Consider the following 23472-nt stretch of genomic DNA (forward strand, 5'->3'; position numbering starts at 1 on the left):
GTTTGCTAACTACTCACGGGTTACCATGCAATACCGTACGTCTTAATCTGCCCTAGGATCACATGAACGACTTCGTCCGATCCATCTACTCGGTCGATCCTGCTGATCTGTTCGTACAGCTCTATGACGCGCTCCCCGAATCATTGTTCCGTGGGTGGGATCCCATGGCCTGGAGTCGCGACCCCAAGGTCAAGAAGCTGGCGAACGAGGTGTACGACGAACTCTCCGACTCCGGGCGCGTCGCCGAGGCGACGGTGGGGCGGATAATCAAGGAACCGGCCGACTATCGGGGCATGTTCACCGTCCTTCGCGGGATCGACGCGGCCCTCGCCGACGTCAGCCCTTTCAGCGGCGCCTTTTCCCACGGAAATCTGACCTACCTGGCGGCGCGGTACGCCGAGACCGGGAGCTTCGCCTCCGGGAAGATCGACGGTGGCGCGCTGCTGCCGCGGTGCGCCTACCCGGGCGTGCCCTCCCGCAAGAAGGCGAAGGGCGAGTTCTTCAGCGTGCACCGCGTGCCCGCCGACTGGTGGGGCACCGAGGTCCGCCAGCAGGTGATCGACCCGGCCCACGACGTGCACTTCCCCGCCGAGGAGCCGATCCCGGTCGGCTGCGCCCCCGTGCTGGGCAACTTCGCCGATATCGACATCGACTTCATCGAACGCCATGGCCAGACGGTCTATCGCCTCGCGCCGGCCGATTCGCAGCGGCTTCGCGAACGGATCAGCGCGATCCTCAGAAGGCTCGACGAAAGCGGTGCGCGCATCGGCGTGATGCCCGAAGGGACACTGTCGAACGGCCTGCTCGACTACTGGCGGTCGGAGGCGCGCCGTACGGCGACGAGAAAGGCGTCACTGCGCTGGATCCTGATCGGCAGCGGGCCGGTGGGCAGCGACGATCCGCCGCACAACCGCGCCGTTCTGATGGACCGCCGTACGGGCGACATCATCATGACGCAGGACAAGCTGCGCAACTTCACGCTGGTGGAGAAGCAGATCGTCAGCTGGGGCATCCCCGGCGCGCCGAAGGGCAGGTCCGCGGAGGAGTACATCCAGCAGGGCGCCGCCGTCAACGTCCTGGAGTCCTCCCTCGGCCGGCTCGCGATCCTCATCTGCGAGGACTTCCCCAAGTCGGTGAACTGGGAGCGCGAGCTGATCGCCTGCGGGGTCTCCCACATGCTGGTGCCGATCTTCTCCAAGCCGATCATGCGGTACCGCTGGGAGCAGATCGCCGCCGAACGCGCGACCAGCCTGCTCGGCACCTGGATCGTCGTCTCCAACAGCCTCGTCGTCAAAGGCCCGGCCGGCGGCCCCCCGACCTCTACAGCTGCCTGGTCATGGGGCCGATCGACCCCGAGCGCGGGACGTACGACTTCTCGGTGGAGTTCGGCCACGCCGCGACGGCCGACGGGGTGGGGCTGACCCAGAACGGCGTGCTTCCCGAGATCGCTCCGGGAGTGCTCGACCCCGCCTGGTCAGGCGACCGTCCCTGACACCCGGAACTCCACCGGGCTGATGACCGGACCGGCCGGGGTCTTCACGATGGGATACCCGTCGTCCGCCCCGTCCGGGACCATCGCCCTGATCTCGTTGTCCGAGACGACCTCCGCCACCGCCTCGGCGCGGCCGAAGGCGACCGCCAGGGCGGAGGCGAGGCCGACCCCCCGCAGCGTCACGACGGTGCCGGCCGTGCCCTCGGCGGGCAGCACCGAGACCACACGCGCGGGCAGGGCCTGGTCCCGGCCCGCCGCGGCCGGGGCCAGCAGGGTGGCGAAGACCGTGCGCAGCTTCTCCGAGGTCTCCTGGGAGAACATCCCGACCAGGGCGGCCACGGCGGCCATGCCGTACGGGTTGACGTCGGAGGACTGGGCGACCGAGCTGGTCAGGCCGCCGCGCAGCACCAGGTAGACCACGAGGCCCAGCACCGCGCCGACGAACGGCAGCGAGACGTACATCAGCAGCCAGCTCCGGCGCAGCGCGCGGTTGCCGACATACCAGTACAGCGATCGGAGCGAGTGGATGAGCGCCCCCAGCGCGCCCGCCACCGCGACGATCACGAACAGCCGGGTCTCCAGCGACATCCGCGCGGCGCGGCCGAACAGGCGCACGGCACCGTTTCCCGCCGTACGCGACGTCGGCGGCGGCGGCCACACCGCGATGAGGACGTAGATCAGCAGCAGCGTCACCAGGAGGGTGACCGCGATGACGATGAGGACGTCGCGTGTCTTCGCGTGCTGCCTCCCCACGGGGGATTCACCGGCCACACTCGTGACATCGGAGGTACGTACCGTTATGTTTCGGTCCGCTCATGACCCACCGTCCCGCCGCCGGTGGATGCGGCGGACGTGTCGCGGGCCGTACGGCGGGAGATCGGCCGGACGGACAGGGGTTCCCCCGCGCCCGCGCTGCGGCAGCCAGACCCACGCCAGGCAGTAGGTCTCCTTGACCGAGACGACCACGGGCGCGAAGACCTCGGGGTCGATGAGACCCGGGCCGGCGAGGATGACCTCCTGGTAGAGGTAGTCCGAGACGACCACGATCCAGTCACCACCGCTGGCGGCGAACTCGGACTTCACGCTCGGCGCGTCCACCATCCGGAACAGGTGGATGACCTGCGACCCGGTCGCGCCGTGGCTGTCGAACCGGACGTACCCGGCGTGTACCGCGATGCGCAGCCGGAGCCGGGCGGCGGAGCTCGCCGTCCGGTTGTGCGTACGGAGGGCGGCGCGGACCTGGAAGATCAGCGGGTCGAGGAGGGACAGGACGCTGACGTCGGGCGGGGCGATCAGGACGAGACCGTCGCCCCGGTCCTCGACGTGGCAGGCGTCCCAGGGCACGCCACTGGCGGTGCAGGCGGCCTTGGCGATCCGGTAGACGGCTTCGCGCAGGAAGACCTGCACTTCGGAGTCCCGCCGGCCGAACTCGGCGATATCGATGGTGATCATGCCGCAGTGCGTCGGATCGGTGACGCGTGTCGGCGACTCAAAGGTCGGGCTGTCCGTCATGTCACACCTTTGTGCCGGGCGGGAGCCGGAAGCGGTCCCGCCGTTGTGGTCGTCGGCCCAGAAGTCGACGAGCTGGTCGGCGGTGAGCTCGTGCAGCAGTGGCGGCTGGTCCAGCCGGCGGCCGGTGGTCAGCATCCACGTGGCCGTGAGAGCCATACCGATGATCGTTTCGCTCGCGGACCGCGGGCCGACGGGGGTCTCGGGCGGCTGCGGCCGGCCCGTGCCCTCCCCGCTCGGCCCGTACGGCACCGGGGCGGTGCCGGTTCGGGTGAGCGGAGGACGCATCGGGCTCTCTCGTTTCCTGAGGTTTCGTCGGAATCGGACGACCGCAACCGCCCACCGGCACCTTCTCCCGCCATTCACCGCTTCGTCGGCAGATCGCGCAGATCGGAACGGACGAAGTGCAGGTCAGAGCGATCAAGTACGGAGCAGAACGGTCCGGGACGAAAGCGACTCCCGGATGGATGGCTCTATCGCGGCCGTGATCCGGCCGGGCCGGAAATGACGCTCAGGGGCGCTTCGGCGCCGGGTCGGTTCCTCCGCGGTTCGCGGCCCTGATCGCCTCCGCGACCCCGCTCAGGCCGCGCTCGGCCAACAGGATCGCCGCGAGCTCCACGGTGCCCAGGTGCGAGCAGCACCCCGCCGCACACCCGTAGAAGACGACGGCCGCCTCGACGTCGCCGCGGTCGGCCGCCGCCGCGCCCAGCTCGCAGGCATGTTCGCCGATGGTCGTGGTGTAAGTGGGCTCCATGCCGGCCTCGAGCAGGGCGAGCGCCGGCTTGTGGCCGATCGTCCCCGGCCCCATCAGCAGGGAGGCGGCCACCTCTCGGTGGTCGGTGGTGGCGGCGAGCACGACGGCCACCCGGTAGGCGACGTCCGGGTCTCCGCTCCCCAACCCGGCCAGCAGCGCCCGCCCGTACGGTCCCAGGCTCTTCATGTACGCGGCCTCGGCGGGCGTCAGCGTGAAGCCCGGCATCGCCGTCTCCTCCGCGGGCCCGTTGGCCGGAGGCGGGAACGAGAGCACGTCGCCGGTGGGCGTCTCGGGCGTCGTATCCGGCGCGGAGGCGCTGCCGGCGGCCTCCTCGGCCGCCGCCAGCTTCGCCTGCCATGAGGCCAGGCTCTCCGGCCCCGGCTCGGCCGTGAACTTCCCCACCTTCCAGGCGTACTGCTCGCAGGACAGGACGAACGAGGCGAGCCACGCCGCGGTGGGGAGGTTCACGCGGCGGCCGTTGAGCGTCTCGGACAGGGCCGTGGTCGAGAGTTCCGGCAGGTCACGCTCTTCGGGAAGCTGCTTCTTGGAGATGGCGGCCAGCTCGCCGAACGACGGGGACCCGCACTGCTTCTGGAACGCCCTCAGGTCGGCGAGGAAGCTCGCCTTCGCAGGGTTGACTGGAAGCTTTCGTGTCATTTCCCGCCACTCTCGTTGCCCGGCTTAACGGCGGTTCGCCCATCTTGGGGCTAATGCTGCACTAGTACGGGTTGCTCCGTCTCGGGGTGATCAGTTTCGACAGTCCTTACTTGTACGGCACCGTTCTGGATCGTTCCTTTATGTGGGAAAAGCCAGCTCATGTGGTGTCCTGGTGAGTTCTGAGCGGCCTTGTGCAGTGGTCGGACATGCTTACTCGGCAGTAACCGAAACAGATTCAGCTAAGGGGATGTCAAGTGACCGCCCGGCGGGTGGACGGGGTTCCGCAAAGAACGCGCCCGGCCCGTACGCCTCACAGCTCCCGGATGATCCGCCGGAGGATGCCGGGAGTGGCGGACGGGCGCTCGGCCTGCGTGGCCAGGCGGTTCATGATGTCCCGGTAGTAGTCCGGGTCGCCGTTCCTGTCCGGGTACACCGCGCTGCTGAGCTGCTCGAGATAGACGACGTCGGGGAGCTCGGGCTCGGGCAGGCGCAGCAGGGTGATGGGCCCGCCCGCGGCGGCGTGGCCGGCCGCGTTGAACGGCAGCAGCTGGATCGTGACATGCGGCAGCTCGGAGAGGTCGATGAGGCGCTGGAGCTGGGCGAACATGACCGCCGCGCCGCCGATCGGCCGCCGCAGGGCCGCCTCGTCGATCACGACCCAGAGGTACGGCGGCCGCGGACGCCGCAGGATGTCCTGCCGGTGCATCCGGAGCGCGAGGCGGCGCTCGACCTCCGGCTCCGGGCGGTGGTGGTGGCCGAGCCGGATCACCGCGCGGGCGTACTCCGTGGTCTGCAGCAGCCCGGGGACGAACTGCACCTCGTACGTGCGGATGACGCCGGCGGCCTGTTCGAGGCCGAGGTAGGCCTCGAACCAGTGGGGCACGACGTCGTCGTAGGCGTGCCACCACCCGCGGGCGTTCGCCTGCCGGGCCAGGCCGAGGAGGGTCGCGCGTTCGGCGTGGTCCGTGACGCCGTACAGGTCGTACAGGTCGACCACGTCGCGCAGCCGGAACCCGGTCCGGCCCAGCTCGAGCTGGCGGATCGTGGCGTGCGACGCCCGGATCGCCTCGCCCGCGCGTTCGAGGCTGATGTTGCGGGCCTCACGCAACCGCCGGAGCATGACCCCCAGGACCATGCGCGTCGCCGTCGGCCCGACCGGCCTTTCGTGCAGCGCGTCGGTCATGCCGGCCTCACCGTGAGGGGACGGTAGATCACGGTTTCCGGCCGACGGCACAGAACAGGTCCATCTCCTCGGGCTCGCCGTCCAGCGTGGCCTCGGGCCGCCATCGCGTGCAGGAGACCACGCCGGGCTCCACGAGTTCGAGGCGATGGAAGAGGGCGGCGATCTGCTGCGGCGTGCGGTGGATGCCGGGCGGTGTGCCGAACTCGTTCCAGTGCCGGATGGCCTCGGCCATCCTCTCGCCGGTGACCGCGATCGTCGGATGGGCGATGGCGAGATAACTGCCGGGCGGCACGGCGTCGACATATTGGTCGATGACGGACTGCGCCTCGTCATCGTCGACGATATGCCAGAGAACGCCGAGCATGGTGATGGCGATCGGCCGGGAGAAGTCGAGTGTGCGCTGTGCCGCGTTCACGATGGCGGCGGGTTCGTGCATGTCGATATCGATGTAGTCGGTCGCGCCTTCGGGAGTGCTGGTCAGCAGGGCGCGGGCGTGCGCGAGCACAAGGGGGTCGTTGTCGACGTAGACGATGCGCGACTCGGGCGCCACACGCTGGGCGACCTCGTGGGTGTTGTCGACCGTGGGCAGGCCGGTGCCGATGTCGAGGAACTGCCGGATCCCCTCCTCCGTGGCCAGGTAGCGCACCGCGCGTCCGAGGAACGCCCGGTCCATGCGGGCATGCTCGACGATGTCGGGGAACATCTCCGCGATGCGATCGCCGACCTCGCGGTCGACGGGGTAGTTCTCCTTGCCGCCCAGCCAGTAGTCCCAGACCCGTGCTGAGTGGGACACGGTGGTGTCGATCTCGGGGGAGGATTGCAGGCCGTGTGAGGGCTCCTGGGTCACGAAGGAACATCTCCCAAGATGAGTCTTTCCGCCGTTCCCGCACAACCTATACGCAGCCGTACGAGAGCCGGGCACGATGTCCTCTAGTGGCTATTTGCGACTCCCTATGCCGGATGTCCGCTGAAAAAGATGAAATCGTCCCGCACGCCGAACCACACCAAGCGAGACGGCCGGCCCGGCGGCCATGAACCCGGGGTTGGGGCTGACCGCAAATAGGTGACTTTCGGCAGGTCACTCAGGAAGGCTCACGGGGGTCCGGGGACGATAAGACGGACAGCAACTCCGGCGACGGCAAGAAGAATCCGTGACCGACCGGCGGGCTCTCGCGGATCGGCTCGCCGACCGGCTCGCCGCGCAGGACGAGTTGCATGATTCGCGGTGGCGGGAGGCGTTGCACGCCATACCTCGGCGTCTGTTCGTCCCGCCGGTCGCCTGGGCGAATCCGGACGGGCCGGCCCCGGCTACCCGGTCGACCGGGCGGCCGACGAGGACGGCTGGTGGGACGCGGCCTACTCCGACGCCTCCCTGATCACCCGGCTGTACGGCGGGACCGGTGACGTCACGACCGGCGAGGGCCTCGCGTCCTCCTCGTGCTCGGCGCCGGGTGTCGTCGTGACGTTTCTGGAAGAGCTCCGGCTGGAGGAGACGCGTGGGTCGAGCAGACGCGTCCGGGTGGGGCCATCGCCGTGCCGTTCTCGCCCGGTCATGGGTACGGCTGGCTGGCGCGGCTCCATGTGACGGGCGACGGTTCGGCGGTGGGCCGGTTCCCGAGCCGGGCCGGCTACATGATGATGCGCTCGCAGCGGCCGGTGCCCGCGCGGCGTTCGACTTCGTTCACGGTACGGCCGAGGAGACGCTCACGCGGCTGGAACCGCGCCGTCTCGTCGCGGACTCCGACGCGCGGATCTGGCGATCGCGGCGATGGTGCCGAGCGTGCAGACCCGGCTCTACCACGGCGAGGGCGACGAGGCGGTTGAGCGCACGTTCTGAGGGCTGGAGCGCGGCACCCGTACGGGCTCGTGGGCATCGGTGGACCACGTACCGGGCCGGGACGCCTACGTCGTCCAGCAGTACGGCGACCTCGCGCTGACGCCAGAGACAGCGGAGTGACCACTCACTCCACCTTGACGGAGTGAACACTCACTCCGTACGCTCGGCGGTATGAGCGAACCCACCACCCGGCGACGCGCGCCGGGAATGAGCACCGAACAGCGCCGGGAGATGATCGTCGCCGCGGCGCTGCCCCTGGTGGCGGAGTACGGCGCCGCCGTGACCACCAGCCGGGTCGCGCGGGCCGCCGGCATCGGCGAGGCCACCATCTTCCGCGCCTTCACCGACAAGGAGGAGCTCCTGGACGCCTGCATGGCCGAGGCGGTCCGCCCGGACCACGCCGTACGGGAGATCGCCTCCGTCCCGCTCGACCAGCCGCTGGACGGCCGCCTGGCCGAGGCCGCCGACGCCCTGAGCGCCTATCTCGCCCGCATGGGCACGCTGGCCGGTGCGCTGCACGCGTCCGGCCACCGGTCGCGCCCCGGCGCCCAGCAACAGCGTCCCCCGGCCACAAGCCGCGAGGAGTCGGCCGCGGTGATCCGTGCGGCCGTCGCGGAGCTGTTCGACCCGGACCAGGACGCGTTGCGGCTCCCGCCGGAGGAGGCCGCGTCGATCTTCCTGGGGCTCCTGTTCTCCCGCGCGCGCGGCGAGGAGCCGGGCGGGCCGAGCACTCAGCGTCTCGTGGAGGTCTTCCTCCACGGCGCCCTCGCGGCCGAAGGAGCCGGCGCGTGACCGTCACCCTCAACCACACGATCGTCACCGCGCCGGACAACGTCGAGGCCGCGCGCTTCTTCGCCCAGGTCATGGGCCTGGAGTGCCTGCCGCCGGCCGGCGCGCACGGGCACTTCGCCCCGGTGAGGGTGAACGAGCAGCTCACCGTCGACTTCATGACCGTCGAGGAGCCGGCCGGCCACCATCTGGCGTTCGACGTCGATCCGGAGACCTTCGACCGGATCCTCGCCCGCGTCCGTGAGCTGGACGTGCCCTTCGGCAACAGCCCTCGCACGCCCGCCAACGGCCGCGTCGACCATCCGCTCTGCCCGCGCGCTCTGTTCTTCGCCGACGCGGCCCGCAACCTCTATGAGGTCATGTCCCCGGCCTGACGGCTCAGACGAACAGCGGCTCGGCCGCCGACCGCTCGGCCAGCGCGCTCATCGCCTGTTCGTCCGGGGTGGTGGTGTGACGCGCGGCGGCGTCGAGCACGCGGGGCAGCAGGCCGACGTCGCCGACGCTGTTGACGAAGACCCCGGGACGGCTCAGCGCCCACCAGACGGCCAGGTCGATGTCGCCCTTCTCCTGCAGCGGTTCGTACCAGGTCGACCGGGTGTGCGGGCGGTCGCGCCAGTGGCGCAGCGCGATCGACTTGATGGTCTGGACCGCGACCTGCCGCTCCTGGCAGGTCGCGTACAGCGCGTCGAAGTGTTCCGCGTAGTAGGGGTTCCGCATGGTCACGTAGTTGTACGGCAGGAGCACCGAGTCGAAGTCGAACCGCTCCAGGCTGCGCCGGTGGGTGGCGGCGATCTGCGCGCCGTGACCCGTCACCCCGATCGCGCGTACGAGGCCCTGCTCGCGCGCCTCGATCGCGGCCTCCAGCGCGCCGCCGGGGCTCAGCGCGACGTCCCACTCGATCGGGTCGGCGAGGTTGTGGAGCTGCAGCAGGTCGACGTGGTCGACGCCCAGCCGCTCCAGCGACCGGTGCAGCTCCTCGCGGGCCGCGGCCGCCGTACGCTCCCCGGTCTTGGTGGCGAGGAAGAAGCGGTCCGGCTCGCGGGCCAGCAGCGGCTTGAGTCGTACCTCGGCCTCGCCGTAGGAGGCGGCGACGTCGATGTGGTTCACGCCGTACTCGAGAAGGACATCGAAGGTCTCGTCGGCGACCCGCTGGGGCACCTCGGCGAGCGCCGCCGCGCCGAAGATCACCCGCGTGCTCTCGTGGCCGGTGCGCCCGAACTCGGCGGTCTCGATCGTCATGCGAACCAACTTACGCTCGCCCTGCGCCGTTCAGCGGTCACGCGTCCGTCTCGGCGTGAGCCGCGGCGGTGAAGGTCACCTCGGCGCAGCGCGCTCCCTGCGCCGCCTCGTCCGCGCAGAACTCCACGACGATCCCGCAGAGCACCGTACGAATCAACCTGATATCCGATACCGACGGGCATTCTGTGGCCTTCTCGGTGGCGCGGTAGACGCAAGGAGACCGTCAAATATTGCAACCCCGCAACGGATGGCACATTGCCCGTTGTTTACTCCGAATGGTGCCCACATGGACCGCAGCGGGCAAGATATTTTTAAATCACCCGGCAAGTCGGAGGCTATTTTACGTACCTCGATCGGGTCTAACGAACGCCACGGGGCACGGTGTTAATGTTGCGTTCGATCAGCATCGGGGTGCGACGTTTCTGAAATCACCGGCCACACGGAGGGTGTGTGAAGCGGCAACGGCTGAAGGTGTGGATGACGACACTTGTCGTCGGTAACGATCGCCGCCTGAGCCTCGTGCGCTTCGCCCCCATTATCGCCGGGATCCGGCCTATTTCCGCCTCGTCCCCGAGAATCCTCATTCACCAGAACTCCGAGCGGTGATCCACATCGCCGGTTGTGCGCCCTGGGAGGCGGCGCGGATCGCGCGCCGCCGTATCACCGGGCGCGAACCTCCCATATTACCAGTGAATAAAATCAACACCCTTGGGGGAGACATGCATAAATGGACTGTTCGCGCCGCCCGGATGGCGTTGGTCGCGGCCGCTATTACGGCGGCCGGTGCCGGCATCGCCAATGCGGATGACACGTCGGGCGACTACAGCATTCTCGGCGGCAACCAGTTCTTCATTCCGATCACGGCCCCGATCGGAATTTACGGCAACAGCGTCAACCTGCTGAGCGGCTTCCGTGAGGCGCGGCTCGCGTCCGTCCCCACGGACGACTCGAACCCGACGCAGATGGACATCTGCGGCAACGCCATCTCCAACGCGAACGGCATCGGCACAGCCTCGTGCAAGGGCGCGGCCAGCGTCGGTGGCCAGGGCGAGATCGCCGCCCCGGCCCCGCCGGCCCCGATCCCGGCCCCGGCCCCGGCCATCGCCGAGGCGTCCAACGCCGCGGTCGGTGCACCGACGGCCGCGGTCGGTGCGCCGATCGCCGCGATCGGCGCAGCGGGCAAGCCGGTCGCCGTCGCCGCCGAGGCTCCGGCGGTGAAGCCCGAGGTGGCACCTGAGGTGGCGCCCGTGGAGGCACCGGCCGAAGCTCCGGCGGCCGTGCCCGCCGAGGCTCCGGCCGCCACTCCGGTGGTGGAGATGAGCACCTCCGGTGACAACAGCGTGCTCGGCGGCAACCAGGTGGAGGCTCCGGTGAACACGCCGGTCCGGATCTGCGGCAACGCCGGCGCCCTCGGCGGTACGGCCACCGCGGCCTGCGAAGGGTCGGCGTCGAGCGGGTGGCTCGGCAACCGTGCGGTCCGTCCGTAACGGTCCGCTCGGCCGAAGCTGACGACCAGGAAATTCCTCGACGTCCAGCGAATCATCCGTCCGCCCGCCCGGGAGAACCGGGCGGGCGGACGCTCTTCTGCCAGGCGTGCCGGCCCCGGAATCGGTGTCGAAGGGCGACCGCGAGGTCGCCCTTTTTCGTTTTCGGGCCACGGGACACCTCCGCGGGGCGGGGCCAGACGGTGTCAAATCCCGATCTCTCCCGTTCACCCGCCATGAATCCGGTCGCGGGCGGCTATCTCGTCCCGTGTTGTCGATTCTCGTGGCTGAGACGATGAAATTACATCGTATCCCTTGCACTTTCTGTGCGGTGGCATTGGGGTTTATAAGGTCATCGATATACCCCTGCTTTACTTTGGCGTAATGGCCTTGAATTTAAATCACGATGGCGAGTCTTGCGGCGAAAAGAGGCGATGATACGAGGCCTGGGGGACGGGGTATCTGCTGATGCGAAGAAAGGCTCACACGCACCCTTTGGAGGTCAGTAGATGGATTCGGTGGACCAGGCGAAGTCGCAAGCCTGGAGTCTCTGGGCCAAATTGGCTGCTCCAGTGTTACTGCGTTGTCCTGTCCTGGGCATCAGCGCCGTGCTGGTCGTCGCGACGCCACTCGCCGCGTCGGCCCGTACGCTGCCACGCTCTCAAGAATTCACCTCAGCCGTACCAACGCAGCGGCGGTTGCACGTGCTGCATTCCTACGAGCGTTATCTGGCCCGGATGCGGGTCCAGAGCGCCAAGGCGGGGCGGGCCGTGCGGTTCGCCTACCGGCAGATCGGCAAGCCCTACCAGTGGGGCGGCGCCGGGCCGCGTACCTACGACTGCTCCGGTCTGGTGATGGCCGCCTGGCGGCAGGCCGGCCTCCGGCTGCCGCACCGCGCGGACCTCCAGCACCGGATGATCCACAGGAAGGTGGGTCTCAACCATCTTCGCCCGGGAGACCTCGTGTTCTTCTCGGGCGACCACCACGTCGGCATCTATGTCGGCCGCCGCCGGTTCCTTCACGCGCCGCACACCGGCGCCCGGGTCCAGCAGGGCACTCTGTCCGGCTGGCGGCTCCGGACGTTCGCCGGGGCGGCGCGTCCCGGGGCACCCACGTACCACTCATGGCCGCACTGGGTCCGTACACTCGCCGGTCACGCGGACGAGCACGCGTCACATCGCCCGCACGGCCACGTGGCGGTCCCGGAGATCACCTGGCCGGACGACGCAGCGGCCCCGCCGGACATCGAGCCCGGCGACCAGGACTCGGACGTGTATCCGGAACAGCCGCCGGTGGAGACCCCGCCGGCCGCCGAACCGGAGCGGAGGCCGATCACCCTGCCGATCCCGCTCATCGCGGCGCGGCACCGGGGACGGCACCAGCCCGAGCCGCCGCCGGGCGATCACGGAGGTCCCAGGCCGCGTCCACACTGGCCGCGGTCGTCGGTGCAGCAGCAGAACGACGAACAGCGGTTCGACCGCGACTTCGACGGCCGAGGCGATGACGACGGCGGTGACCTGGGCGACGCCGGAGACGGCCTCGACCTGCGGTCGCTCCTCGGAGACGCGCCATGATTCCGCTCGTCCTGCCGCGTTGACCCGCGAATAACGGCCGGGATCGGACATCCTCGTGTTTATGGATTGATGTAAATCCGCTGGGGAAAATTCCGATCAAGCCGTTATTGGCGGGGGCGGGGGAGATGGCCATAGACGTGCGTTGTCCGGGGTCGCCACGATCGGCGCCCCGGACAACGGCCTGTCCGGCCGGCGCCCCATCGGTCCACGGAGAGGGCCACTTACCGGCGCGTCGTGCCCGGTTCACGGCCTTCCGCGCCGTGACCGTGCACGTCGCCCGCCTCCTCCTGACCGGCGTCGGCATGATCATCGTGTGCTGGGCGTTCGGCGCTCTCGCCGAGGCGCACGCCGACGCCTTCCGGCCCCGCAACGCGGCGTCTCCGCAGGCCAGAGCCCCGCATCCGCCGTCCGGGTACCGTGCCTTGAGAAGCGTCCGCGTGGCCGCCGCACGGCCCACCGTCGTACGACCGGCCCGCACCCCGCGCGACACGCTCAGGAGAGAGCGTGTTTCGGCGGAGCGGCGCGACCAGGGCTGCCACTCGCGCCGGGCCGCTCTCCCGCCGCCGCACCGCCGTTTTTCCGTCGTCCCGCACGCGCCCAAGGCCTCGCCGGCCGTACGAGGTCATCCGGACCGCCCGCCCGCCGGCCGGGCGACACGACCGCCGCCGCCCATGAAGGCGACCGGCGCCATCACGCACACTCCGCGGCCGCGCGTCGCGCGCCCGGTCCTGATCACCCCGATGCCCTTCCCGAGCTCCGGTTCCGGGGAGAACGACTGCTCCGCGGGCAAGTCCTCATCGGGTACGGACGCCGCGCCGCGCCTCGCCCTGCCGGCTTCCGGGATCTGGACCGTCACGGCACAGCCGACCGTCACGGCCAGCCGCATTATCGCCGACAAACCGTCCTTCTCCCCTGACTAACGCGTAGTCGCGCCGGTACCGCCTCGTAGCCGGCACACCCCAGTGCCTTCCGTGGAGCGGGAGCTGTTCGATCAGTACACAAGGGGGAACGACTCGTGATCCGTACGCTCGTCGCCGAGCACGTGCATCTGCTGCGCATCGGTCTTGTCGCCTATCTCACCCGCGAACCTGGGATCGATGTGGTCGCCGAGCTCGACGAAGGCGGCGGGCTCGTCACGGCCGCCGCCGAAACCTCGCCCGAGGTCGCCGTCATCGACGTCGACCTGCCGCCCGCCGGAGGCGCCGCCGTGGCCACCGAGCTGCGGGAGACGCTTCCGGACTGCGCCGCGGTGATGCTCGTCGGCTCGGGCGACTCCGGCGGCCTCAGCCGCGCCCTGGCCGTCCAGCCGCTCGGCCTGATCACCAGGGAGGCGCCCGTCGACCTGCTCACCTGGTGCGTCCGCCGGGTGGCGGCCGGCCGGCGTGTGGTCGACCCGGACCTGGCCCGTACGGCACGGGCCATCAACGAGAATCCGCTGACCCCCCGTGAGCAGGAGGTCCTGCGGATCGCGGCCGACGGCGCGACGACCGACGAGATCGCCGCGCTGCTGTCGGTGAGCGCGAAGACGGTGCGCAACCACCTGTCCCGCGCCTTCGTCCGGATCGGGGCGCGCAACCGGCTGGACGCCATCCGCATCGCGAACGAGCACGAATGGCTCTGACCCGCGGCCGGCCCGCGCGCCTCGCCGGAGGCCGCGGGCCGGCGCGGCTCACCGGGCCGGCGTGGCGCCGAGCGTCTGCAGGAGGTCGGCGACGGGCTGCAGCTTCTCGTACAGCAGCAGCAGGGGCTCGCCGGGCACGGCGAGGCCGAGCGCGATGCCGACGGCGTCCTTCAGATCGCCCGCGGTATGGATCCGTACGTCCGGCCGCGTCTCGGTGAGACCGTCGATGATGAGCCGGGTCATCTCACCGGACCTTCGCCCGCGCAGGTCCTCGTCCTCGTACACGACCACGCGGTCGAAACACCGGGCGACCTCGCGCGCCGTGTCCATCACGAGGTCGTCGCACCGGTCGCCGGGCAGCGTGACCGCCGCGACGCCCTCGCGCCCCCACACGCGGCGCAGGAGCCCGCCGACGGCCGCGACCGCCGCGGGATTGTGCGCGTAGTCCACCACGACCGGGGTCTCCTCGATGCGAAAGGAGCAGCCACGCCCGGGGTTGCACCGATGCGGCTCAAAGGTCCGCAGGCCACTCGTCACCAGGCTCGCCGGCACGCCGAGCGCCCGCGCCGCCGCGGCGGCGGCCAGCGCGTTCGCGATCATGTAGTCGGCCCGCCCGCCGAACGATCCGGCGACCTCGCCGACGGGCAACAGCGCGCTCCTGCGGCGGCCCTCCGCCTCGACCAGCCAGCCGTCGTCGGTGAAGTAGGCGACGCCGTTCGCGCGCAGGTGCCGTTCGATGACGGGGTTGGCGGCGGACTGGGCGAAGTAGCGGATGACCGGTTTGCGCCTGAGTACGGCCGGGCGCGCGGCGAACTCCACGACGCGCGGGTCGTCCGCGTTGAGCACGACGTGCCCGCCGACCCGGATCTCCTCGGCCACGAGGGCCTTGATCTCGACCAGGTCGTCCACGTCGACGATGTCGTCGACGCCGAGGTGGTCGTTGGTGATGTTGGTGATGATCGCGACGTCGGCCCGGTCGTAGCCGAGCCCGCGCCGTACGATGCCGCCGCGCGCGGCCTCCAGCACGGCCGTCTCCACCGTGCGGTTGCCCAGCACCATCTGCGCCGACCGGGGACCGGAGGCGTCGGCCTTGTACATCAGGTCGTCGCCCACGTAGACGCCCTCGGTCGTGCACATGCCGACGCGCCGGCCGTCCTGGCCGAGCAGGTGCGCGGCCAGACGCACGGTCGTGGTCTTGCCGTTCGTGCCGGTGACGGTGACGAGCGGCACCCGGGCCGTCACGCCCGGCGGGTACATCTGGTCGATGATCTCGGCCGCGACGTCGCGCGACCGCCCCTCGTACGGCGCGAGGTGCATGCGCAGGCCCGGCGAGGCGTTCACCTCGATCACCCCGATGCCTCCGGCGTCCGGCGGCACGGGCGCGCCGATGTCGGGAAGCCGCAGGTCGATGCCGCAGACGTCGAGCCCGACCGTCGCCGCGACGCGGCGGCACAGCAGTACGACGTCCGGGTGGACGCGGTCGGTGACGTCCCTGCTCGTGCCGCCGGTGGACAGGTTGGCGTTCCGGCGCAGCGGGACGACCTCGCCGGCCGCCGGCACGCTGCCCGGATGCAGGTCATGGCGGCCGAGGTGGGCGAGCTCGGTGTCGCCGAGCGCGAGCCGGGTCAGCGGGCGGTCGTGGCCCTCACCGCGCGTCGGGTCGGCGTTGGCGACCGCGACGAGCTCGGCGATGGTCGAGTGCCCGTCGCCGGTCACTCGCGCCGGGCTCAGCTCGGCGGCGGCCACGACCTTGTCGCCGACCACGAGCACCCGGTGGTCGCGGCCGGGGACGTACGCCTCGACGAGGACGTCCTCGCACACGGTGGCGGCCTCGCGGAAGGCGGCGACCACCTCGGCGGGGTCCGCCAGCTCGATCGACACCTTCTCGCCGTGGTGGCCGGTCAGCGGCTTGACCACGACGGGCCCGCCGATGTCCTGGAACACCCCGACGGCCTCCTCGGCGGATCCCACGACGTAGCCGCTGGGCACCGGGAGACCGGCCTCCTCCAGCAGGCACTTGGTCAGCATCTTGTCCGCCGCGGTCTCCATCCCGACCGCCGAGGTCCGGTCGGTCATCGCGGCCCAGACCATCCTGCGGTGGCATCCGTGCCCGAGCTGCAGGAGGTTCAGGTGGCCCATCCGGCGTACGGGGATGCCGCGCCGGCGCGCCGCGGTGGCCAGCGCCGCGGTGCTGACGCCGAGCCGGGTCTGCCCGTGCGTGGAGGCGAGGGCGGCCAGGTCCGCGGTCAGCACCGGGGTCCGGCCGGCCAGCACCTCGGTGACGGTCCGCATCCCGAGCCGGAGGAGGTCCTCGACCACCGAGGCCCCGGCCGGTTCGTCGCGCGGACACTCCAGGATGACGTCGTACCGGCCCGGCGCGCCCGCCCACACCGTACGGCCGAAGAACACCTCGCGGCCGATCATGGCGGACAGCTCGAGCGTGACGTGCTCGGTGACGTGCCCGAAGTAGGTGCCGCGGGCCATCGCGCCCAGGAAGCCGCCGGGGCGCCCGGCCGAGCAGTGATGCTGGGCCAGGCCCGGAAGCAGGGGCGCCAGTCGTTCGGCGAAGCCGGTGAAGTCCGTGGTCTCGCGCCCGGTGAGCTCCCCGAGCTCGATACGGGCGATCGCCACCGGCCGCGAGACGTAGAGATTCGGGCCACCGAGCCAGCGCAGATGGTCCAGGTGCACGGCTTACTCCTCTTCTTCCCGTGTTGGGCCGAACCACGGTTTGCGCTGCTCCAGGTCGAAACAGCAGCCGGCCGGAAGGAGATGCAGACGGACGTCGAACAGGGCCATCGGGTTGTTCGCGGCATGGGCGACCGTGGCCCGGTCGGCGTCCACGACGGTGACGACACCACTGCCGATCACCTCGAAATGGTCGCCGTCGACCACGATCGCGGTGTCCTCGTCGATCCCGACGCCGAGGTACTGCACGTCGAGGGCGATCCCGCTGAGAAGCCGGGGCAGCCGGCCCCGTTCGGCGAAGTGCATGTCGATCAGCACGTTGCCGAGCAGGTCCAGCCCCGGCCCGATCCGTACCGACGACGTCGTTACCGTCCGCCCGTCACCACCGAGGATCATCCAGCGGCCCAGCGCGGTGGCGCCCGCGCTCGTGCCGGCGATCACCAGTCCGTCGCAATGGAGCCGGTGGTGCAGGAGGACGTTGGTCTTGGAACCGACGAGCATGCTGAGCCGCGACTGGTCGCCGCCGCTGATGAGCACGCCGGTCGCCTGTTCGAGCATGGTGAGCGACGCCGGGTCGTCGGCGGTCGTACGGCCGATGAGGCGCAGCTCAGTGATCGACGAGACGCCGAGGCGGCCGAACACCAGGGAGTACTCGGCGGTGACCTCTTCGGGTACACCTGTCGCCGTGGTCACCACCACGATGCGCGACCGCTGTGCGCCGGAGAGGGCCACGAACTCCTCGAGCGGCCCGGTGCCGCAGGTGCGGTTCTCCCTGCCACCGATGACCAGGAGCCGGCCGGTGCCGTTCCCCTCCGTTATGTCGGTCACGACAGCTAGCTACCCGATTGTCACGCCAAGTAGTCGCCGGTTGTGACAGCTCGGTCTTCTTGATCAATTGTCGTGGCTCGGGCGGTCATTCGCATCTGATGTTCGCATAAAGAAACCTGTGACATACCGGAGGGTATTTATAATCCAGAGCTGATTTTCTTACGGTGAACATGGGGCCGGAACGGGTTTGCCGCGACTGCTGATACCGGAGGGAATCTCGGCTGTGGCGTACAGCGTCGACGTCCTCCGCGCTGTCCGGGAGGCGACGACCGCCTTACTTCCGTGCACCGATCGGCCTTACCCCTGAACCGACCTGCGGCTTCCTACGTCTAAGAGGCGCACGTTTCGTCATGACGCACGGGAGGCGCGGGGGGCGTAGGAGAAAAACAGACGCCATGGTCAACCTCTGAGAGGCACACTCACTCCGAAGTGGAGCGAATGAGGGCGGACGGCCCAGTTCGTTTTGGAGGTGTCCATGTCGTATACCAACGGTTTTGGCAATGGTCGGCTTATGTATCGCCTTGTGGTGGCGGTCGATGTCGAGAAGTACAGCACGCGGGACGCACGCGAGCAGTTGAGGGCGCAGAAGGAGCTCCAGCGCATCCTCAACGTCGCCGCCCAGAACACCGGTCTTGACCAGCGCGAATGGTACGAACAGGTCAGCGGCGACGGTGAGCTGGTGGTCCTGCCCGAGGACGTGGACGTCTCCGTGGTGGTCGGCGACTTCACGTGCCAGCTCGAGACCATGCTCGCGGAGTTCAACCGGCGGGCGGTCACCGACACGCCCCTGCGGCTGCGGGTCGCGATGCACCACGGCACGCTGACACCGGGCCCCTTCGGCCCCGCCGGCGACGCGCCGATCGTGGTCAGCCGGCTGCTGGACGCCAAACCCCTGCGCAAGCTCCTCACCGACCAGCAGGAGCGCGACCTCGCGCTCATCGTCTCCCAGACCCTCTACCAAGACGTCGTCCGCACCGGCTTCTGCTCGCTCGACCCCGAAGAGTTCCAGCCCGTACGCGTGAACGCCAAAGGCATCCAGTACCACGGCTTCGTGCGCAACCAGGAAGAGCGGCGGATGGCCCCGGCGACCCTGCGCCGGGCCAGTGGGGGCGGCGCGGACCTCGTAGCGCTCCCCGGTGGCCTCGCCTGATCCGTCCCCCCGCCACAGGCCTAGCCCCTCACGATTCCTCCACGACTGGGCCGGTCACCGCCCGCGCCATCCGGCGCGGGCGGTAGCCGCCCTCATCGGTAGGCGAAAAGCGCCTCGCCGAACCCGTCCGCGGCCGTGTACGAGCGGTACCGGCGTCCGACCTCCGAGATGCCGGAGCCGGCCCGCAGCCCGAGTTCGTCCGGGTCGGGCAGCGGACCGCCGCCGAGATGTACGGCACCGTCGAGAGCGGTGCGCACACCTGGAGATCCTGACCGGAAGAGACCGATGCGCCAGCCGGCCGACTCGTCCCAGACGAGGGCACGGGAGTCGGCGAGTACGACCGTGGCGTCGCGCGGATCGCTGGGGTCGAGCCAGCTCCGGTCGACGGCCAGTCCCTGCAGGACGAGAGCGCGCACGCTCCACATCACGTAGTTCCTGGTGACGTTGACGCGGGGAACCCGATGAGGCGATGGTTCGCGATGATCCATAACGGCAAGGCACCTTTCTGGGGGCTTGCCACGAATTATGCTTCAAAAAGAGATGATCACCGCGACCTGATTCGGGCGCTGGCTATGTCTCCTCGAGGAAAGATGTGTCGGTCTTCGGCGCTGTGTCCGCACTCTTTTGAAAGAGTGCTCCGGACGGGTACTTCGGGTCGGCGCAGGTTCCGCACCGGATGAAGCCCTGTCTCCTGTAATAAGCGTGCAGGCCCTCATTGGTGGTCCAGACGTCGACGCGCACCCACTCCACCGGACGCGTCCGCAGCTCGCGCTGGACGGCCCAATCGATCATGACTCCACCGAGATCATGACCGGCGTACGCCCGGCCGACGACGAGTCGGTGCACGTAGACGGCGTCGCCCCTGCCACTCTTTCCCCATACGTGCGGGATCGGCTCCTGACAGATCGTCATCGTGGCCGCCGGCGCCCGCCCGTCCCAGACCAGCCAGGTCTCACCGCGTTCGAGGCCGGCGAGGACGCGTGCGTCGCGGTCGTTCCTCGTCGGCCACGGGTCGGCCCATTGGTCGGTTTTCTTGGCTCGCAACCAGTCTGAGGCCTCTTCGATCAGATCGATCACAAGGGAGTGTTCGCCCGGCGTCGCGCGACGAATGGTGAAATTGGTGTTCATGGGATCCGAGTGCTTTATGGGAAAGGTGTTCTAGGGCACTTCACCGATCTTGTAGTTCAGCATGTTGCGGTCCGCCGGGTAGACGGTGACCGTGAAGCGGAGCGGCTCACCGCTTGTGGCGTAGGCCGTACGAGACAGCTCGATCAGTGTGACGGCCGCCGTCTCCGGTAGGTCGAAGAAGAGTGACTCATCCCGGTCAGGCGGTCGTACGGTGATCTGGTCCTGATAGCCCGCCTGGACCAGCCCGAGCTCCTGCTCCAGGTATTTGACCACGCCTTCTTCGACGTCGACGGCGTCCACGAGGCGGTCGGCGCCCCTCGTGACGAAATCCATGGGATAGAACGACGTTTGCAGCGACCAGGGCTCGTCGTCGATGAACCGTTGCTGGTGACGGCTGACGACGCGAGCGCCCTCCTCGACGTGGAGCCACTCGGCCATCGACGCGGACGCCTTGCGGATCTCCACACGAGGGTCGGAGACGCTCGGACGACGGCCCTGGATCTTGGCGGCGGCGACGTAGGCGCTGCCCTCGTCTCCGCCCGGGCCAACACCGCGTGGCGGCGACAGTTCGACCTTGTAGGGCGTGATATCCCTGGTCACGAAGGTGCCACGTCCGGCATGGGTGACGACGAGCTGCCGTTGGATCAGCCACTTGAGTGCGTCGCGGACCGTGTTGCGCGAGGCGTGGTACTCGTCCTGCAACTCGAGTTCGGTCGGCAACTGAGTTCCAGGGGTGAGCTCTCCAGCCTCGATCTTCTTGATGAGGTCGTCCGCGATCGTGCGCCACTTGAACGTCGCCATGATCACCTCTCAGGCCGACGCTGAGGCGAATGTATCCCCCTCAGCCGGTTGGGGTCACTCACTAGAACGGTACAGACACGCTAACTCATCCAAATGAGGTTAAAGATACTGGTTCATGGGGTATCAGATAACTGGTTGGGATGAGTCAGATCATACCAGAAACGATCATCGTGTCAGGCGACCGGTGCGTGTTCGGCCGGGCGTCACCGGCCTTCAGATCCTTCGGGGGCTTGAAGGCCACGTCAGGGGGCGGAGAAGAACCCGCACACAAGGTGCGGTGACGAGCGAGAGGGGAAGCTCGTGCACTGGTTCAACCCGGTAAGTCTCATCCTGTTGGTCGTCGCGGTCGTGGTCTTCGGCGCGGTCGTGGAAACGCTCTGGGAGTTCATCAGGTTCAGCGGCCGGGACCCGCTGACCGCGACGGCGCCGGACCAGCGTTCGGCTCGGGCGCGGCGGTGGGCGGGCGTCTACGTCCGGCGGCCGCAGCCCGAACGGCAGCCGTCCGCGCTGGACCACGAGCACGCCGCCTGACCGGCACGCCGTACGTTCCTCGAAGGGGCCCTCACGATCGGCGGCGTCGCCGGTCGTGAGGGCGAGCGAGCCCAATCGAGCGGTCCCCGGGGGCGACCGCGACCCGAGCGGAGGATCCGATCACAATGGACGCTCCCTACAGCACATACGGGGAGGTCGGCGGGGCCCGGTCCGCCTCTTACTCACACGCCGCCGCGCTCGCCGACGTGGGCAAGGCGTTCGGCCGCCGGCTGTCCACGCGGCTCCATCGCCGCGTCGCCGCGCCGACCGTCGATGACCGGCTGCGGCAGTGCGCGGTGCTGGCCTTCGACGTCGTCGGGTTCGGGGACCGGCGGCGGGACGACGACGTGCAGCTCTACGTACGCGACGCGCTCTACCGGATCATCGAGCGGGCCTTCGGCTCCGTCGGTGCCCCCTGGCGGGCGTGTCACCGCGAAGACCGGGGTGACGGTGTCCTCGTCGTCGTCCCCGCCCACATCTCCACCGAACTGCTCATCTCACCCCTGGCCGAGCGCGTACGCGCCGGGCTGCGGCGGCACAACAAGCTGTCCAGCGAGGCGGCGCAGATCCGGTTGCGCATGGCGCTGCACGCCGGCCACGTCCACTTCGACGCGTACGGGGTGGCCGGGCAGACGCTCGTCCACGCCTTCCGGCTGCTGGAGGCGCCGGCCTTCAAGTCCGCGTTCGCCGCGACGCCCTGCGAGCTCGGGTTCGTGGTGTCCGACCGGCTGTACGAGGACGTGATCCGGCACGGCCCCGGGTTGATCGACCCGGACCTGTACGACGCGATCAGCGTGTCGCTCAAGGAGACCGAGGCACGCGCCTGGGTGCACTTCCCGCCCGGCACCGTACGCCCGGCGCTGAACGCCTGGCCGCACGCCGTCGGGCCCGCCGCGGCGGGGGCGTGATCACAGCACCGAGATGTCCCAGGCGACGCCCACCGGGACCACCGGGCCCGTACCCCCGCTCACCGTGATGGTGGCGGTGCCGGGCAGGGTGAGCAGCCCGCGGTTGAGCGTGACCTGGACCGTCACGTGGCCGTGCGCGCGGATGGTGCCCCCGGCGTTCATCAGGGTGACCTGCGGAGACGAGGTGGCGGCGGTCCAGGTGACCGGGCCGCCCTCGGCGGTGAGGATGATGGCCGCCATCGTCGTGTGGTCGCGGAAGCGGATCGAGGTGGGGCTGACCGCCAGCGCGCCCGTACGCGGCCCCGGCCGCCGCGAGTGCGTCGGCGTCGGAGTGGGGGAGTTGACCGACTGCGGCGCGGTCGTCGGCCGCTGCTGGTCACGGCCGCCGCCCGGCTCGGGGTCCTGCGCGCCCTGCCGGCGAGTGTGCGCCGAGGGCGGCGTGGAGGTGTGCGGCCGGCCGCCGGGCCACTCGATGCTCGGCACCGGAAGGTTCGGGTCCATCAGCATGAGGGCCACGAGCGCGGTCGCCAGAGCGGTGAGCAGGCCGGCGCTCGTGAACGCCCAGCGCCGGGCCAGGTGCGAGGGGGCGTCCGGCTGGCGGGGCATGCCCTCGGGGGTCAGCGCGCCCCCGCGGGCGGCGATCTCGGCGCGGTACCCGGCCAGCTCCGGATCGGTCCCGGTGTGCTGCACGCGGTGGCGGAGCGCGGCCGGGATCACTGGGGCGGCCGCCTTGTCCAGGAACTCCTCGGCCTCCGGGACCTGGTCCTGCGCCCGCTTCAGGCGCGCCTCCGACCTGCGGAGGGAGACGCCGAGCGTCGTGGCGAGGTCCTCGCCGGTCAGGTCGTGCCGCAGGGCGAGGAACAGTGCCTCGCGCTGCAGGAAGTCGAGGCCGGCGAGCGGGTCGCCCTCGGCCGCCTCGTGCTGGAGTTTGCGCTGCATGCACCGCCGGCGCGCGGCGGCGTACAGCCAGGCGCGCAGTTTCGCGCGGTCACGCATTCGCGGCGACCGGCGCGAGGCGTCGACGAACGTGTCGTGGATGACGTCCGCGGCGGCGCGGGAATCGTCCAGGAGCGCCATGCAGTAGTCGTACAGGCGCTCGGCGTAGACGTCGTAAAGAGTGGCGAGTACGTCGTCGTCACCGTCGTGCAGTCCCTTGACGAGACGTCGATCGGCGTCGGGGGCGTAGCGTGACCACCTTGCCATGTACGTGCTCCACGAATTGACCAGCGCGTCCTGCTTACCCCCTGACCCTAGGGGTTCGGGGCACCTCACCGTAAATGAAGCGAATGGCGCGACATGTCC

23 protein-coding genes are annotated in these 23472 nt (G+C 69.7%); 11 read left to right on the forward strand and 12 right to left on the reverse strand.

The window, feature by feature from the left end; genetic code table 11:
• Positions 1–62 precede the first annotated feature (62 nt).
• Positions 63–1421: a hypothetical protein gene (locus QWU11_RS10635; protein ID WP_290104960.1), complete on the forward strand. Its 1359-nt coding sequence runs from the start codon at positions 63–65 to the stop codon at positions 1419–1421.
• 53 nt (positions 1422–1474) lie between these two features.
• On the opposite strand, the gene QWU11_RS10640 is transcribed toward QWU11_RS10635, so the two are convergent.
• From QWU11_RS10640 to QWU11_RS10660, 5 genes are all read right to left on the reverse strand, one after another.
• Positions 1475–2245, reverse strand: coding sequence for an IPT/TIG domain-containing protein (locus QWU11_RS10640; protein WP_290104961.1), 771 nt, complete (start codon positions 2243–2245; stop codon positions 1475–1477).
• A 60-nt stretch (positions 2246–2305) separates the two neighbouring features.
• Entirely contained in the window at positions 2306–3289 is a 984-nt protein-coding gene (locus QWU11_RS10645; protein ID WP_290104962.1) for a hypothetical protein, read from the reverse strand.
• Positions 3290–3512: 223 nt separating this feature from the next.
• Entirely contained in the window at positions 3513–4412 is a 900-nt protein-coding gene (locus tag QWU11_RS10650; protein WP_290104963.1) for a hypothetical protein, read from the reverse strand.
• 310 nt (positions 4413–4722) lie between these two features.
• Complete coding sequence (locus QWU11_RS10655) at positions 4723–5595, reverse strand: helix-turn-helix transcriptional regulator (RefSeq protein WP_290104964.1); 873 nt, start codon at positions 5593–5595, stop codon at positions 4723–4725.
• Between the two features lie 28 nt (positions 5596–5623).
• Positions 5624–6442: an SAM-dependent methyltransferase gene (locus QWU11_RS10660; protein ID WP_290104965.1), complete on the reverse strand. Its 819-nt coding sequence runs from the start codon at positions 6440–6442 to the stop codon at positions 5624–5626.
• Between the two features lie 378 nt (positions 6443–6820).
• Here QWU11_RS10660 and QWU11_RS10665 point away from each other — a divergent pair, with 378 nt between their 5' ends.
• From QWU11_RS10665 to QWU11_RS10675, 3 genes are all read left to right on the forward strand, one after another.
• On the forward strand, positions 6821–7180 hold the full coding sequence (locus QWU11_RS10665; RefSeq protein ID WP_290104966.1) for a hypothetical protein: 360 nt from the start codon (positions 6821–6823) through the stop codon (positions 7178–7180).
• A 423-nt stretch (positions 7181–7603) separates the two neighbouring features.
• Entirely contained in the window at positions 7604–8224 is a 621-nt protein-coding gene (locus tag QWU11_RS10670; protein WP_290104967.1) for a TetR/AcrR family transcriptional regulator, read from the forward strand.
• On the forward strand, positions 8221–8595 hold the full coding sequence (locus QWU11_RS10675; RefSeq protein WP_290104968.1) for a VOC family protein: 375 nt from the start codon (positions 8221–8223) through the stop codon (positions 8593–8595). The genes QWU11_RS10670 and QWU11_RS10675 overlap by 4 nt, the downstream gene beginning before the upstream one ends.
• 4 nt (positions 8596–8599) lie before the next feature.
• Here QWU11_RS10675 and QWU11_RS10680 read toward each other — a convergent pair whose 3' ends face one another.
• Entirely contained in the window at positions 8600–9460 is an 861-nt protein-coding gene (locus tag QWU11_RS10680; protein WP_290104969.1) for an aldo/keto reductase, read from the reverse strand.
• Positions 9461–10062: 602 nt separating this feature from the next.
• Between QWU11_RS10680 and QWU11_RS10685 the strand changes: the two genes are divergently transcribed.
• The 4 genes from QWU11_RS10685 (at position 10063) to QWU11_RS10700 (ending at position 14139) form a co-directional block, all read left to right on the forward strand.
• On the forward strand, positions 10063–10947 hold the full coding sequence (locus tag QWU11_RS10685) for a chaplin family protein (RefSeq protein WP_290104970.1): 885 nt from the start codon (positions 10063–10065) through the stop codon (positions 10945–10947).
• A gap of 701 nt (positions 10948–11648) precedes the next feature.
• Positions 11649–12518 carry a C40 family peptidase gene (locus QWU11_RS10690; protein WP_290104971.1) on the forward strand — a complete coding sequence of 290 codons (870 nt, stop codon included), beginning with the start codon at positions 11649–11651 and terminating at the stop codon, positions 12516–12518.
• A gap of 260 nt (positions 12519–12778) precedes the next feature.
• Complete coding sequence (locus QWU11_RS10695; RefSeq protein WP_290104973.1) at positions 12779–13438, forward strand: hypothetical protein; 660 nt, start codon at positions 12779–12781, stop codon at positions 13436–13438.
• Positions 13439–13533: 95 nt separating this feature from the next.
• Entirely contained in the window at positions 13534–14139 is a 606-nt protein-coding gene (locus tag QWU11_RS10700; protein ID WP_290104974.1) for a response regulator transcription factor, read from the forward strand.
• Between the two features lie 48 nt (positions 14140–14187).
• Here QWU11_RS10700 and cphA read toward each other — a convergent pair whose 3' ends face one another.
• Positions 14188–16827: a cyanophycin synthetase gene (gene cphA / locus QWU11_RS10705; RefSeq protein WP_290104975.1), complete on the reverse strand. Its 2640-nt coding sequence runs from the start codon at positions 16825–16827 to the stop codon at positions 14188–14190.
• A 3-nt stretch (positions 16828–16830) separates the two neighbouring features.
• The gene (locus QWU11_RS10710; RefSeq protein WP_290104976.1) at positions 16831–17652 is read right to left on the reverse strand and encodes a cyanophycinase; all 822 of its coding nucleotides are present in this window, start codon (positions 17650–17652) and stop codon (positions 16831–16833) included.
• Positions 17653–18178: 526 nt separating this feature from the next.
• Here QWU11_RS10710 and QWU11_RS10715 point away from each other — a divergent pair.
• Positions 18179–18802 (forward strand): hypothetical protein, encoded by a 624-nt coding sequence (locus QWU11_RS10715; protein ID WP_290104977.1) that lies wholly within the window; start codon positions 18179–18181, stop codon positions 18800–18802.
• Positions 18803–18894: 92 nt separating this feature from the next.
• Here QWU11_RS10715 and QWU11_RS10720 read toward each other — a convergent pair whose 3' ends face one another.
• From QWU11_RS10720 to QWU11_RS10730, 3 genes are all read right to left on the reverse strand, one after another.
• On the reverse strand, positions 18895–19218 hold the full coding sequence (locus QWU11_RS10720; protein WP_290104978.1) for a DUF6292 family protein: 324 nt from the start codon (positions 19216–19218) through the stop codon (positions 18895–18897).
• Between the two features lie 154 nt (positions 19219–19372).
• On the reverse strand, positions 19373–19930 hold the full coding sequence (locus tag QWU11_RS10725) for a GNAT family N-acetyltransferase (RefSeq protein ID WP_290104979.1): 558 nt from the start codon (positions 19928–19930) through the stop codon (positions 19373–19375).
• Positions 19931–19960: 30 nt separating this feature from the next.
• Positions 19961–20731 carry a GntR family transcriptional regulator gene (locus QWU11_RS10730; RefSeq protein WP_290104980.1) on the reverse strand — a complete coding sequence of 257 codons (771 nt, stop codon included), beginning with the start codon at positions 20729–20731 and terminating at the stop codon, positions 19961–19963.
• A gap of 300 nt (positions 20732–21031) precedes the next feature.
• Between QWU11_RS10730 and QWU11_RS10735 the strand changes: the two genes are divergently transcribed.
• Positions 21032–21262, forward strand: coding sequence for a hypothetical protein (locus QWU11_RS10735; RefSeq protein WP_290104981.1), 231 nt, complete (start codon positions 21032–21034; stop codon positions 21260–21262).
• 125 nt (positions 21263–21387) lie between these two features.
• Entirely contained in the window at positions 21388–22170 is a 783-nt protein-coding gene (locus QWU11_RS10740) for a hypothetical protein (protein WP_290104982.1), read from the forward strand.
• Here the strand turns inward: QWU11_RS10740 and QWU11_RS10745 are convergent, their stop codons facing one another.
• Complete coding sequence (locus tag QWU11_RS10745) at positions 22171–23373, reverse strand: sigma factor (RefSeq protein ID WP_290104983.1); 1203 nt, start codon at positions 23371–23373, stop codon at positions 22171–22173.
• Positions 23374–23472 lie beyond the last annotated feature (99 nt).

Origin of the sequence: Actinomadura sp. DC4, from assembly GCF_030406325.1 — a bacterium.
GTDB lineage: Bacteria > Actinomycetota > Actinomycetes > Streptosporangiales > Streptosporangiaceae > Actinoallomurus.